10 protein-coding genes are annotated in these 13,858 nt (G+C 74.1%); 6 read left to right on the forward strand and 4 right to left on the reverse strand.

What is annotated here, in order from left to right; all coding sequences use genetic code 11:
• Positions 1-39: 39 nt before the first annotated feature.
• The gene (locus ACF089_RS25125) at positions 40-984 is read left to right on the forward strand and encodes a DNA-3-methyladenine glycosylase family protein (protein ID WP_392030621.1); all 945 of its coding nucleotides are present in this window, start codon (positions 40-42) and stop codon (positions 982-984) included.
• Between the two features lie 78 nt (positions 985-1,062).
• Here the strand turns inward: ACF089_RS25125 and ACF089_RS25130 are convergent, their stop codons facing one another.
• The 3 genes from ACF089_RS25130 to ACF089_RS25140 are packed head-to-tail and all read right to left on the reverse strand — an operon-like array spanning position 1,063 to position 3,926.
• Entirely contained in the window at positions 1,063-2,421 is a 1,359-nt protein-coding gene (locus ACF089_RS25130) for a coenzyme F420-0:L-glutamate ligase (protein WP_392030531.1), read from the reverse strand.
• Complete coding sequence (cofD, locus tag ACF089_RS25135; RefSeq protein ID WP_392030534.1) at positions 2,418-3,374, reverse strand: 2-phospho-L-lactate transferase; 957 nt, start codon at positions 3,372-3,374, stop codon at positions 2,418-2,420. The genes ACF089_RS25130 and cofD overlap by 4 nt, the downstream gene beginning before the upstream one ends.
• 39 nt (positions 3,375-3,413) lie before the next feature.
• Complete coding sequence (locus ACF089_RS25140; protein ID WP_392030537.1) at positions 3,414-3,926, reverse strand: cysteine dioxygenase; 513 nt, start codon at positions 3,924-3,926, stop codon at positions 3,414-3,416.
• A 747-nt stretch (positions 3,927-4,673) separates the two neighbouring features.
• Here ACF089_RS25140 and ACF089_RS25145 point away from each other — a divergent pair.
• From ACF089_RS25145 to ACF089_RS25155, 3 genes are all read left to right on the forward strand, one after another.
• The gene (locus ACF089_RS25145; RefSeq protein ID WP_006348971.1) at positions 4,674-4,937 is read left to right on the forward strand and encodes a WhiB family transcriptional regulator; all 264 of its coding nucleotides are present in this window, start codon (positions 4,674-4,676) and stop codon (positions 4,935-4,937) included.
• 493 nt (positions 4,938-5,430) lie between these two features.
• Positions 5,431-9,138 (forward strand): glycosyltransferase, encoded by a 3,708-nt coding sequence (locus ACF089_RS25150; protein WP_392030541.1) that lies wholly within the window; start codon positions 5,431-5,433, stop codon positions 9,136-9,138.
• On the forward strand, positions 9,135-10,655 hold the full coding sequence (locus ACF089_RS25155; protein WP_392030544.1) for a DUF5719 family protein: 1,521 nt from the start codon (positions 9,135-9,137) through the stop codon (positions 10,653-10,655). Before ACF089_RS25150 ends, ACF089_RS25155 begins: the two co-directional genes overlap by 4 nt.
• Before the next feature lie 113 nt (positions 10,656-10,768).
• Here the strand turns inward: ACF089_RS25155 and ACF089_RS25160 are convergent, their stop codons facing one another.
• Positions 10,769-11,143: a DUF3499 domain-containing protein gene (locus tag ACF089_RS25160; protein ID WP_392030547.1), complete on the reverse strand. Its 375-nt coding sequence runs from the start codon at positions 11,141-11,143 to the stop codon at positions 10,769-10,771.
• A 329-nt stretch (positions 11,144-11,472) separates the two neighbouring features.
• On the opposite strand from ACF089_RS25160, the gene ACF089_RS25165 reads away from it, so the two are divergent.
• Positions 11,473-11,904 carry a metallopeptidase family protein gene (locus tag ACF089_RS25165; RefSeq protein ID WP_392030550.1) on the forward strand — a complete coding sequence of 144 codons (432 nt, stop codon included), beginning with the start codon at positions 11,473-11,475 and terminating at the stop codon, positions 11,902-11,904.
• 51 nt (positions 11,905-11,955) lie between these two features.
• Positions 11,956-13,320: a phosphomannomutase/phosphoglucomutase gene (locus ACF089_RS25170; protein ID WP_392030553.1), complete on the forward strand. Its 1,365-nt coding sequence runs from the start codon at positions 11,956-11,958 to the stop codon at positions 13,318-13,320.
• Positions 13,321-13,858 lie beyond the last annotated feature (538 nt).

Consider the following 13,858-nt stretch of genomic DNA (forward strand, 5'->3'; position numbering starts at 1 on the left):
GGCCCCCGCAGCCCCCCGACCCCCCGCAGCCCAAGGGGCATACCCTCGAAGAAGCCCCCCACCTCGAGGAACACACCCGTGCCCCCCACCCGCACCTGGACCCCTCCCACCCCCCTCAGCCTCCCCCTCACCCTCACCCCCCTCCGCCGAGGCCCCGCCGACCCCACCTTCCGAGCCACCCCCGACGGCTCCTTCTGGCGCACCGCCCGCACCCCGGAGGGCCCCGGCACCCTGAGGATCGCCGCCCGCGCGGGTGAGATCGAGGCCGAGGCCTGGGGCCCGGGCGCCCCGTGGCTGCTGGAGACCCTCCCCGCGCTCCTGGGCGCGGAGGACGACCCGGACGCGTTCACCCCGCGCCACCGGCTCCTCGCCCTCACCCGGCACCGCCGCCCCGGTCTGCGTCTCACCCGCACCGGACTCGTCCTGGAGTCGCTGATCCCCTCCGTGCTGGAGCAGAAGGTCACCACGGACGAGGCCTACCGCGCCTGGCGGCTGCTGGTCACGGGGTACGGCGAGCCCGCCCCCGGCCCCGCCCCGGGGATGCGGGTGACGCCCGACGCCCGCACCTGGGCCCTCATCCCGTCCTGGGAGTGGCACCGCGCGGGCGTCGACGACAAGCGCGCGTCCGCGATCCTGCGCGCGGTCCGGGTCGCCCGGCGGGTGGAGGAGGCGGCGGACATGACGCCCGAGGCGGCCCGGGCCCGGCTGGAGCTGATCCCCGGCGTCGGCCCGTGGACCTCCGCCGAGACCGTGCAGCGCAGCCACGGCGCGCCCGACGCCGTCACCACCGGCGATCTCCATCTGCCGGGCGTCGTCGGCTACGCCCTCGCGGGCGACCGGGACGCCGACGACGCGGCGATGCTCGAACTCCTCGCCCCGTACGCCGGGCAGCGCCACCGCGCCACCCGGCTGATCCTGCTCAGCGGCCGGATCCCGCCCCGCCGCAGCCCGAAGATGTACCGGGTCGACATCGGCCGCCTCTGACCGAACGGCACCAGCACGGGCACAAGCACAAGCACGGGCAGGGCCGCAGGCTCAGGCACAGACCGACCGCGGGCACACTCAGCGCACCTCGACGAACGCCTCCGCCGTCCGCTCGCCCCGGGGCCTCGGCGCTCCCGCCGCGTGCCCCACGGCCACCGCCCCCATCGGATCCCACTCCTCGGGCAGCCCGAGCACCTCGCGTACGACGTCGCGGCAGAACATCGTGGACGACACCCACGCCGAGCCCAGCCCCTCGCCGGCCAGCGCCACCAGGAAGTTCTGTACGCCCGCCCCCGTCGCGACCACGAACATCTCGCGCTCGGCGGCGTCCCGGCGCTCGTCCCCGTAGTGGTGCGAACCCTCCGCCACCAGACAGGGGACGACCAGATACGGGGCCCGCCGCAGCACATCGCCCCGGCGGACCCGCTTGGCGATCGACTCCTCGGACTTGCCGTCCCGCCGCAGGTCCGCGATCCACGCGTCCCGCATGGCGTCGAGCAGCGCGGTCCGCGCCCCGGCCGATTCGAGCAGGACGAACCGCCAGGGCGTGGTGTGGTGCGGCGCGGGTGCGGTCACGGCCGCGGCGACCGCCCGGCGCACCGCCGCCGGATCCACCGGCGCGCCCGTGAACTCCCGTACCGTCCGCCGCTGGGTGACCGCCTCGCGTACCGCCTCGGAGGTGCCGAGCCGGAACATGTCCTCGGCCGCGTCCCGCACCAGCGCCCGCGCGCCGAGCCCGCCGTCGTCGCCCACCAGATGCGCGAGTCCGCGCACCACGGCCACCGGCAGCCCGGCGGTCTTGCCCTTGACCAGGTCTCCGGCGGCGGCCAGCTCGTCGGCGACGGCCACCACGGTCGCGCTGAGCGGATTTCCGTGGCTGTCGCGCCCGCCGCGCAGATCGTCCAGCACCCGGACCCCGGCGGCGCCGATCGCGACATCGGTCAGCCCGGTGCGCCAGGGCCGCCCGAAGGTGTCCGTGACGAGTACGCCGACGTCCACGCCGAGCGCCTCGCGCAGACCCTCCCGTATCGCCCGCGCCGAGGCGTCGGGGTCCAGCGGCAGCAGCAGCACGGTCCCCGAGGGGGTGTTGGAGGCGTCGACCCCGGCGGCGGCCATGACCAGGCCCTGCCGGTTCTCGACGATACGCAGCGGCCCGCGCCGCGCCACGACCCGTACGGTCTCCGCGTCTATGGCGGCCTCGCGGTCGTCCGCGGCGAGGACGCGCCCCTCCGCCTTGCTCACGATCTTGGAGGTGACCAGCAGGACGTCCCCGTCGGCGAGGTCCGGCCCGGCGGCGGCGATCACCTTGGCGAGGTCGTCGCCCGCCGCGATCTCCGGCAGTCCGGGCAGGGCCCGTACGGAGAAGTCCACAGCCCCGCTGCCCGCGGCCGCGCCGTCCGCGCCCGCGGCCTGCGCCCCGTCCCGGAGGGAGGTCATGCCCGCACCTCCTCGGCGAGCGCCAGCGCCTGCCGCGCCATCTCCGCCGTCGCGTCGGCGTCCGTCATCATCAGCGGTACCGCCCGGCAGCGGATCCCCGCGCTCTCGACGTCGGCGACCGTGTCCGCGTCGACCGTGTCGACCAGCCAGCCGTCCAGCAGCCCGGAGCCGTAGTGCCGGGCGACCGCCGAGGCCGTCGCCTCCACGCCCACCGCGGCGAGCACCTTGTCCGCCATCCCGCGCACGGGCGCGTTCCCGACGATGGGGGAGAGCCCGACCACCGGCACGCCCGCCTCGGCGATCGCCTCGCGGATCCCCGGCACCGCCAGGATGGTGCCGACGCTGACCACCGGGTTGGACGGCGGGAAGAGGATCACGTCGGCGGCGGCGATCGCCTCCAGCACGCCGGGGGCGGGCTTCGCCTGGTCGGCCCCGACGGGCACGACCGCCTCGGCGGGCGCCGAGGCCCGCAGCTTCACCCAGTACTCCTGGAAGTGGATGACCTTGCGCTCGCCGTCCAGCTCCACGGCGACATGCGTCTCGACCCGGTCGTCGGACATCGGCAGCAGCCGGACGCCCGGGTTCCAGCGGGTGCAGAGCGCCTCGGTGACGGCGCTGAGCGGATATCCCGCGGCGAGCATCTGGGTACGGACGATATGGGTGGCGAAGTCGCGGTCGCCGAGGCCGAACCACTCGGGCCCCACGCCGTACGCCGCCAGCTCCTCCTTGACCTTGAAGCTCTCGTCCGTACGCCCCCAGCCCTGCTCCTCGTTTATCCCTCCGCCGAGGGTGTACATGACGGTGTCGAGGTCGGGGCAGACCTTGAGCCCGAACAGATGGATGTCGTCACCGGTGTTCCCGATCACCGTGACGTCCGCTTCGGGCGCGGCCAGCTGAAGACCGCGAAGGAAACGGGCGCCGCCGATGCCGCCGGCCAGAACCACAATGCGCATGGACCCAAGCATGTCAGTTGCGGGGCGGGCCCCGAGCCGTCAGGTCGCGCTCACCGCCGCCGGCTGCCCGCAGCGGGCGTGCGCCGCCGAGGCGGGGCGCATCGGCATCTCGGTCAGACCCGGGTAGTAGATGTGCAGGGAGACGGCCGGTTCGAGGGAGTCGTTGACGATCTCGTGCGCGTACCCGGGGGCGAACACCCGCTGCGCGCCCGCCGCGAGGGAGCGGGCGGCCCGCTCGGTGCGTTCGGTCAGCCGTCCTTCGAGGACGGTGAGGACCCCGGAGGACTCGCCGTGCCCGTGCGGTCCGGTGCCCTGTCCGGGCACCCAGGTCAGCAGCCACACCTCGTGGCCGGGCCCGGTGCTCAGCCGGTGGTAGTAGCGGCTGGCGGCGTCGTACCGGACGAGATGGGCCCACCGGGAGCGGTCGGCGGCGACGGAGCGGGCGAGCCCCACGAAGTCGGCGACGGTGACCGGGTGTTCGGGCGCGGGCTGGAGCAGGTGCTGGACGGCGAGGATGTCGCCGGCGATCTGGAGGTCGCTGTCGCTGTTCATGGGGTGCGGGGGTTCCTCGGCGGAGAACGGGAGTGCGGGAGTCACGGGCACTGCGGGGCGGCGCAGTCGGACCGGGCGGTACGGCGCGGAGCGCCACGGGGCCGCGCGGCTGCCCGTGTCGGGAGGCAGGCGGGGGGAGGGCTGGAGCGCGGAGAGGGGCTGGAGCGCTACGGCATCAACAGCTGGAACAGCGACAGCGGGACTGGACAGCACTGCGGAACCCGCGAAGGGGGGTCACGGAGGATGCTGAGGTCGCTGACATGCCATCCAAGGTGACGGCTCCGGCTGTTTCGTGTCAACTCAATGACCGATTTGGCGGTAATGATTCACCTCATACGGTTACGCGAACCGGAGAAAGGTTTGTTCATACGGTTCAGCGGAGACAAGGGCGGCAACCGTGCCTCGCCGCACCCGGCTGTGCGCGTGAACGCCGCCGCGGTCCCGTGATCGGGCTGTGATCCGGATCGCTTCAGTGGCTGGATCGCAACAAGATCGATCCCTGTGTCGTCCTCACCCGTGAGAAGGGAGGCGCAGCAAGGTGCGTGCGCAGGCCACTGGTAAGTGTCAGGTTTTTGGTGATTTGAACACTTTCCGCATAGCCTTGGTCCCGCAGAGTGAATACGGGACCCAATAGCAGATCCCGGCTTGACTGGCCCGGATCCGCGCACTTGTAATTTCACTCGTGTCGTTTGGCCGAAACCGATCACGGCAACATCACGGGGACGCAAAAACAGACGAGGGGCGCACATGACCGAGCTGTTCGAACAACTGCTGGTCGAGGACGCGGACGACGAAATCGGCTGGCAGGAGCGCGCGTTGTGCGCCCAGACCGATCCCGAGTCCTTCTTCCCTGAAAAAGGCGGATCCACACGTGAGGCGAAGAAAGTCTGTCTCGCGTGCGAAGTCCGTTCGGAATGTCTTGAGTACGCGCTCGCCAACGACGAGCGATTCGGAATCTGGGGCGGATTGTCCGAGCGTGAACGGCGACGACTGAAGAAGGCCGCCGTCTGAAAACCGAACGTATATCCAGAATCAGACCGGAGAACGGACTCCGGAACACCGACCACGGTCCGCCGACCGCGCTTGTCCCGCAGTCGGCGGACCGTTTCCGTGCCCCGGACCGTTTCCGTGCCCCGGCCCGGTCCCGGCCCCCGGCCTCGTCGTCCCGGACCGCTCGTCCCGTGACGAGTCCCGCTCCATGACGAGTCCCGTCGCGTGACGCGTCCCGTCGTGTGACGAGTCGGCCCCGACAAGCCCGGTCCCCGCCCCGCCCCCCCGGGCGAGCCCCGCGATCACCCCCGCCACCCCGCCGGAACCCCCTCGCCCCCTGTCCCCATTCGTGCCCGTTTCCGTCCCCGCCGCCGTCCCCGGAACGCACCGCACCCCCCGCCCCACCACACCACTTCGTCACCCCACCGCCTTTCCCTACCGTTAGTGTGGGGCCCCGTCCCAGACGCTTCAGCGCCCCCGCGTGGGCGACCTCGGCCGGAGGGCCCGTACCTCGATGTCCGCCACCACCGCCGCGTACTCCCCAGCACATCCGCCGGAGTTCCCGCGGCATGTCGTCACCGCCGTGGTCGTCTCGCACGACGGCGCCCGCTGGCTCCCCGACACCCTCGCCGGACTCCTCGGCCAGGAACGCCCCGTGCAGAACGCCGTCGCCGCCGACACCGGCAGCGCCGACGAATCCGCCACCCTGCTCGCCGACGCGCTCGGCTCCGACCGGGTGCTCCACCTCGCCCGCCGCACCGGCTTCGGCACGGCCGTCGACGAGGCCGTCCGCACCGCCGGCACCCTCACCCCCGACGACCTGCCCTACCTCAAGCGCCCCAGCGGCTGGGACCCCGTCACCCGCACCTGGCGCGACGACGCCCACGAACTCCCCGAACTGCCCCACGGCGAACCGGTCCAGTGGCTCTGGCTCCTCCACGACGACAGCGCCCCCCAGCCCGGCGCCCTCGCCGAACTCCTGCGCGTCGCCGACACCGACGACCACGCCGGGATCGTCGGCCCCAAACTCCGCGGCTGGTACGACCGCAAACAGCTGCTCGAAGCCGGCGTCACCATCGCCAACAGCGGACGCCGCTGGACCGGACTCGACCGACGCGAACAGGACCAGGGCCAGCACGACCAGATCCGCAGCGTCCTGTCCGTCTCCTCGGCCGGCATGCTCGTACGCCGCGACGTCTTCGAACAGCTCGGCGGCTTCGACCGCAGACTCCCCCTGATGCGCGACGACGTCGACCTGTGCTGGCGCGCCCACTCCGCCGGACACCGCGTCCTCGTCGCCCCCGACGCCGTCCTGCGGCACGCCGAGGCCGCCGCCCGCGAACGCCGCACCGTCGACTGCGCGGGCCGCTCCGTCGCCGGACCCCACCGCGTCGACAAGGCCGGCGCCGTCTACACCCTGCTCACCAACGCCCGCGCCGCGGCCCTCCCGTACGTCCTGCTCCGCATCGTCCTCGGCACCGTCCTGCGCACCCTGGCCTATCTCATCGGCAAGGTCCCCGGACAGGCCGTCGACGAGGTCATGGGCCTCCTCGGCGTACTGCTGCGCCCCGAACGCGTCATCGCCGGACGGCGCGGGCGCGCCGCCTCCCGCAGCGCCGACGCCGGCTCCCTGCGCCCCCTCTTCCCGCCCCCCGGGGCCACCGTCCGCGCCACCGCCGAACAGATCGCCGGCCACTTCGGCGCGGGCGACGACGACGGCTCCCGCCACGGCGGCGCGGTCGAGTCCGGACCCGGCGGCGACGACGCCGAGTATCTGGAGATCGAACAGTTCGCCCGGCTGAAGAAGATCGCGCGCAAACCCGCGCCCGTCCTCTTCGCCCTGCTCCTGATCGTCTCCGTGATCGCCTCCCGCGGCCTCTTCGGCGGCGGCGCCCTCTCCGGCGGCGCGCTGCTCGCCGCCCCCGAGACCCTCTCCGAGCTGTGGTCGCGCTACGCGGACGACTGGCACCCGCTCGGCGCCGGCGGCACCCAGACCGCCCCGCCCCATCTCGCCGTCCTGGCCGCCCTGTCCGCCCTCTTCCTCGGCTCCACCGGCTTCGCTCTCACAGTGCTGCTGGTCTGCTCGGTCCCGCTCGCCGGACTCACCGCCTACTTCGCCTCCCGCCCCCTGGTCGGCTCCCGGCTGCTGCGGGCCTGGGCGAGCATCGCGTACGCCTTCCTGCCCGCCGTCACCGGAGCGCTCGCCACCGGACGGCTCGGCACGGCCGTCCTCGCGATCCTGCTGCCCCTGGCGGCCCGCGCCGCCGTCTCGGCGCACGGACTCGGCCGCCCCGGCCGCCCCGCCTGGCGCGCCGCCTGGACCTACGCCCTGCTGCTCACCCTCCTCACCGCCTTCACCCCCGTCGTCTGGCCCATCGCCGCCGTACTCGGCCTCGGCGTCCTCGTGCTGCGCCGCCGCGAGGCCCTCGCCCACGGACTGCGCCTCCTCGCCGTCCTCGGCACCCCGATGCTGGTCCTCGCGCCCTGGTCGCTCACCCTGCTGACCGACCCGTCCGCCTTCCTGCGCGAGGCCGGGCTCGACCTCGGCGCCGCGCCCTCCTCCGCCGTCGACCTCCTCGGCATCAGCCCCGGCGGCCCGAAGACCGTCGGCGGTCTGGTCCTCATCGGCGTCGTGCTCGCCGCGCTCGCCGCCCTGCTCCGCGAGGAGCGGCGGTTCGCGGTCCGCGCCGCCTGGGCCGCGGCCCTCGTCGGCCTGGTCTTCGCGGTCCTCGCCAACCGCTCCGGCTGGGCCGGACCCGCCACCCTCGTCTACGGCGCCGCGCTGCTGGCCGCCGCCGTCCTCGGCGCCGAGATGGGCCGGACCCGCGTCGGCGCGCAGAGCTTCGGCTGGCGGCAGCCCGTCGCCGTGCTCATCGCCCTGGCCGCCGGACTCGGCCCGGCCGTCGCGGCCGTCGGCTGGATGGCCGGCGGCGCCGCCGGCCCGCTGGAGCGCCGCGACCCGGTCCAGGTCCCCGCGTTCGTCGCGGAGGAGAGCGGCACCCGCGACCGGCCGAGGACCCTGATCCTCGGCGGCGGCTCCGGCACGACGGTCTCGTACACCCTGCTGCGCGGCTCCGGCGGACGGCTCGGAGACGCCGAACTCACCGAGGCGGCGGGCCGGGACGCCCGGCTCGACAAGGTCGTCGCCCGTCTCGTGGCGGGCTCCGGAGCCGACCAGACCAGCCAGCTCAGCGGTTACGCGATCCGCTATGTGCTGCTCCGCGACGGGGTGTCCCCGCGGATCGGCCGGGTCCTGGACGCGACCCCGGGCCTGCTCCGCCGCAGTCAGGCCGACGGCAGCTCCCTGTGGCAGGTCGACCGCCAGGTGGCCCGCGCCACCATCGTCGGCGGCGAGGGCGATCCGCTGCCCGTGGAGTCGGACGAGGTCGAGGCCCGCGCCGAGATCCCGGCGGGCGGCGAGGGACGCGTCCTGCGCATCGCCGACCGCGCCGACGAGGGGTGGACGGCCACGCTCGACGGCCGCGCCCTGAAGAAGACCACCGTCGACGGCTGGGCGCAGGGCTTCGAACTGCCCGCGACCGGCGGCCGGCTGCATCTCACGCACGAGAATCCCGCCGCCCACACCGTGTGGATCTGGGCCCAGGCGCTGCTGGCCCTGGTGCTGGTCGTGCTCGCCCTCCCGGGCCGCCGTGCGCAGAACGACGACGACCTGCCCGAGGAGGAGAGCGCGGAGCCGCTCGCCGTCCCCGCGCAGGCCGTGGACGGCGAGGGCCGCAGGGCCCGCCGGCTCCGCGCCCAGGCCGAGGACGACGGCCCGCCGCCGCCCCCCGAGCACCACCCGGGGCAGCCGGAGACGCCCGCCCCCTACCAGGACCCGTACCCGGCCGAGCCGTACCCGACGCGACTGCCGGACCAGCGGACCCACGGCGGCGGGAGCACCGAGGGCGGGAACGCCCCGTACGGGAACGAGCCCTACCCGCCCCAGGAGTACGGCGGTCAGCGGTACGGGACCGGGCGGTACGGGAGCGAGGGCCCGCCGGACGCGCCGTACGGCGAGCAGGTCTACGAGGCATACGCGCCCGAGGCGTACCGGCCCGGGCAGCCGTACGCCCCCGAGGCCCCCTACACGCCCGAGCCGCCGTACACGCCCGAGCCGCCGTACACGTCCGAGCCGTACGCCCCGGAGCCGTATCCCCCGGCGCACGGCCCCGGCCACTACCGCACCGACCCCAACGCGACCCCACGAGGCGAGTCAGAGTGAAGCGCACGACCATCTCCCTGCTCGCCGCGGCCACCGCCCTCGCCGCCGTCACCGGTTTCGCCGCGGTGACCGCCCCCGGCGGCGGGTCCGGGGCGACGGCGGCCAAGAGCCCGGTCCGGCTCCCGGTCGAGCGCTCCGCCCTGGTCTGCCCGATGGCGGGCAGCACCGACATCGCGGACACCCGGCACACGTCGTACACCCCGGCGGGCGGCGGCACGGCCGGCGAGCAGGGCGCGGCCGTGCTCAAGCCGGTGATCAGGTCATCGGTCGAGCGCGCGGCCGAACCGGGCGAGGACCGGGCGAAGGAGCCCGGCGCCGAGAAGCGCGCGATCACGCTGAAGGAGCCCGGCAAGCCCGTCGTGGCCGAGGAGGACGGCTCGGAGGCCCCCGCCTTCATCGGCCTCGCCACCGGCGGCACGGCCCCCGGCTGGACCGTCCAGCAGACCACCGCGGTCACCGCGGGCGGCGGACGGGGGCTGCTCGGGCTCAGCTGCGCCGCGCCCCGGACGGAGTTCTGGATTCCGGGAGCCTCCACCGCCAAGGGACGCCAGGACTACGTCCATCTGACCAATCCGGACGACACCCCCGCCGTCGCCGACGTCATGCTCTACGGCAAGAACGGCGAGCTGAAGACGACGCTCACCGAGGGCGTCCCGGTCTCCGCCGGATCCAGCCTGCCCATCCTGCTCTCCACCGTGACCACCGAGGCGTCCGCCGATGTCACCGTGCATGTCAGGACCCGCTCGGGCCGGGTCGGCGCGGCCGTCCGGTCCACCGAGACGGAGACCGGCAGCGACTGGATCGCGGCCGCGGCCGACCCGGCGGGCGCCGCGGTGCTGCCCGGCATCCCGGCGGACGCCACCTCGGTCCGTCTGATGGTGCACGCGCCCGGCGACCGCGACGCCGACCTCAAGGTCGAGCTGGCGGGCCCCTCGGGCCGGATCGTCCCGCTCGGCGGCGAGAGCCTGCACGTCAAGGCGGGTATGACCACGGGGCTTGAGCTGAAGGACGTCACCAAGGGCGAGGCGGGTTCGCTGATCGTCAGCCCGGAGCGGGCCGGCCGGGCGACCCCGGTGGTGGCGGCGCTGCGGGTGGTCCGGGGCAAGGGCGACGAGCAGGAGGTCGCCTTCATCCCGGCGACCGGACCGCTCGGCGAGCGCGCCTCGGTCGCCGACAACCGGTCCAAGGGCTCGACCCTCTCCCTCACCGCGCCCGACGCGGCGGCCCGGGTGAAGGTGACCGCGTCGGCGGGGGAGAAGGGCGGCGAGCCGGTCGTGAAGTCGTACGACATCAAGGCGGGCACCACCCTCGCGGTGCCCGCGCAGGTCCCGAGCGGACTGAAGGGCTCGTACGGGCTGACGGTGGAGACCGAGTCGGGCGGCCCGGTGCACGGGTCGCGGACGCTGGCGCTGCCGGACGACGGGGTCGAGATGTTCACGGTCCAGCCGCTGCTGGACGACCGGGGGACGGTGGAGGTGCCGGAGGCGGAGGCGGATCTGTCGGTCCTGACGGACTGACGGGCGTCCGGGGTCCGGGGCCGGGCCCCGTCCGCCGGGCTGTCGTCCGCCCGGGCGCCGACGGGTGAAGGTACCGACGTGTCAGGTTACCGACGGGCGCAGCTGCCGACGGGTCAGTTGTCGGGCGAGCGGAGGACCCGCAGATGGCCGCGGCGGGCGACCTCCAGGGGATCCGCGGTGCGCCGCCCGTTCTGCGCCTCGGCGGCACGGCCCTGCGGACGGGCCGCTTCCCGTACGGCGTTGGCGAGCGCCTCCAGATCGTCGCCGCTGGGCCGGGCGGGCGCGGAGCCGTCGGTCAGCCGCACCACCTCCCAGCCGCGCGGGGCGGTGAGGCGTTCACTGTGCTCGGCGCACAGGTCATAGCAGTGGGGCTCGGCGTAGGTGGCGAGCGGGCCGAGGACCGCGGTCGAATCGGCATAGACGTACGTCAGTGTCGCGACGGCAGGCCGACCGCACGCGGTGCGCGAACAGCGACGTACAGGGCTCACGACGTTGGACGGTACCGCACTCTTGAGCGGGCTGCGACGACTCGCCCCCGCGTCACCCCACCGTGTCGCCGTGCGAGGGCCTGTTCGCAGGGCCGCCCGGAGACCTCGATGACCTGCGGGGGAAGGGGTGTTCGGAGTCGGCGGACATCACTGATTCGGTCATCACGTGGGGTAAATCAGGTCATTCGCTATACGTCCGGCGATCGCGGTCGGATCCGGAACCGGCCTCAAGCGCGACCGGAACGCTCAATTGGCGACACACCGCGGCCGCGGCGGTTTCCGGCGCGCGAAGCAGATCGCGCGGCGACCCGGAGAGCTACGCTGCGTCAGTGAAGGACAGCCCTGTACCGCCCCACCCGGCCGAGCCGAGGCCGCGCCATCGCGACCGCCACGGTCGCGGCATGCGGGGGCCGGTGGCCCCGCCCCAGGTCCCCCTCTCGGCGAGCCGCGCCGAACTCTTCAGCGACCTGGTCCAGGACTCGGTGGAACGCCTTGAGCGGCGCTGGCCGCAACTGGCCGATGTGGACTTCCTCGTCCTCGATGTGCCGGCCGCGCCCGAGGACTCGGTCCCGCTGGGCAGCTCCGCCTCGGCCGAGAAGGGCCGGCAGGCGCGGATCGTCATCTACCGCCGCCCGGTGGAGATCCGCGCGAAGAACCGCGAGGAGCGTTCCGCGCTGGTCCACGAGGTCGTGGTGGAGCAGGTGGCCGAGCTGCTGGGGCTGGCCCCGGAGTCGGTGGACCCGCGCTACGGCCAGGAGTGAGGGGTGCCGGTAGTTTGAGGTGACCCCAGAGACTTACGGAAGGTTGGACCCGTGGCTGCTGATCTGTCACAGATCGTGAAGGCGTACGACGTGCGCGGGGTGGTGCCGGATCAGTGGGACGAGGCGCTGGCCGAGCTGTTCGGGGCGGCTTTCGTCCGGGTGACCGACGCGGACGCGATCGTCGTCGGCCATGACATGCGCCCGTCGTCGCCGGGGCTCTCGGGCGCGTTCGCGCGCGGGGCCGCGGCCCAGGGCGCGGACGTCACGCTGATCGGCCTCTGCTCGACCGACCAGCTCTACTTCGCCTCCGGCCACTTCGGTCTGCCCGGCGCGATGTTCACCGCCTCGCACAACCCCGCTCAGTACAACGGCATCAAGATGTGCCGCGCGGGCGCGGCCCCGGTCGGCCAGGACACGGGCCTGGCCGACATCCGCGAACTGGTGGAGCGGTGGTCCGACGAGGGCGCGCCCGCCCCGGCCGCCGAGCGCGGCACGGTGACCGAGCGCGACACGCTCACCGACTACGCCGCCCATCTGCTCTCCCTGGTGGACCTGTCGGCGATGCGCCCGCTGAAGGTGGTCGTGGACGCGGGCAACGGCATGGGCGGGCACACGGTCCCGACGGTGTTCGAGGGCCTGCCCCTCACCCTCGTACCGATGTACTTCGAGCTGGACGGCACCTTCCCCAACCACGAGGCGAACCCGCTGGACCCGGCGAACATCGTCGACCTCCAGGCCCGGGTGCGCGAGGAGGGGGCCGATCTGGGCCTCGCGTTCGACGGGGACGCCGACCGCTGCTTCGTGGTGGACGAGCGCGGCGAGGGCATCTCCCCGTCCGCGATCACCGCCCTGGTGGCCGCCCGCGAGCTGGCCAAGCACCCCGGCGGCACGGTCATCCACAACCTGATCACCTCCTGGTCCGTGCCGGAGGTGGTCCGCGAGATGGGCGGTTCGCCGGTACGCACCCGAGTCGGCCACTCCTTCATCAAGCAGGAGATGGCGAGCACCGGAGCGATCTTCGGCGGCGAGCACTCGGCCCACTACTACTTCCGCGACTTCTGGAACGCGGACACCGGAATGCTGGCCGCCCTCCACGTCCTGGCCGCCCTCGGCTCCCAGGACCGCCCGCTCTCGGAGCTGGTCGCCCAGTACGACCGCTACCAGGGCTCGGGCGAGATCAACTCGACCGTCGACGACCAGTCGGCCCGTGCCGCCGCCGTCCGCAAGGCCTTCGAGTCCCGCCCCGGCGTCACCCTCGACGAACTCGACGGCCTCACCGTCACCTCCTCCGACTGGTGGTTCAACCTCCGCCCCTCCAACACCGAACCCCTCCTCCGCCTCAACGTCGAGGCCCGCGACACCACCACCATGACCACCATCCGCGACGAGGTCCTCACCCTCCTCCGCACGAACTAGCCCCGGGGGCACTCTCAGCCTCGCCGTCGTCCACCAGCCCCGCCGGCGCTTGAGGCGCGGAACCCGGCCCCGAAGCCCGATGCGGAAGCCCGGGTCTCGCGCCTCACTCCAAGCCCCGGGGGCACCCTCAGCCCCGCCGGCGTTCGAGGCGGAAACCGGGTCCCGCGCTTCACTCTCAGCCTCGCCGTCATCCACCAGCCCCGCCGACGTTTGAGGCGCGGAACCGGGCCCGCGCGTCAACCTCAGCCCCGCCGGCGTTCGAGGCGGAAACCGGATCCTGCGCTTCGCCCTCAGCCTCGCCGTCGTCCACCAGCCCCGCCGGCGTTTGAGGCGCGGGACCCGGCCCCGAAGCCCGACGCGGAAGCCCGGGTCCCGCGCCTCACCCCGAACCCCGCGCGCGCATACTCAGCCCCGCCGGCGCTTGAGGCGCGCCCCCGGGGGCGGCCCCCCCCCCCCCCCCCCCGGCCCCCCCCCCGGCCCCCCCCCGGGGGGGGTGGGGCGGGCCCCCGGGGGGCGGGCCGGGCGGGCGCGGGCGGGG

Source organism: Streptomyces sp. NPDC014894 (assembly GCF_043080985.1).
Classification (GTDB): Bacteria; Actinomycetota; Actinomycetes; order Streptomycetales; family Streptomycetaceae; genus Streptomyces.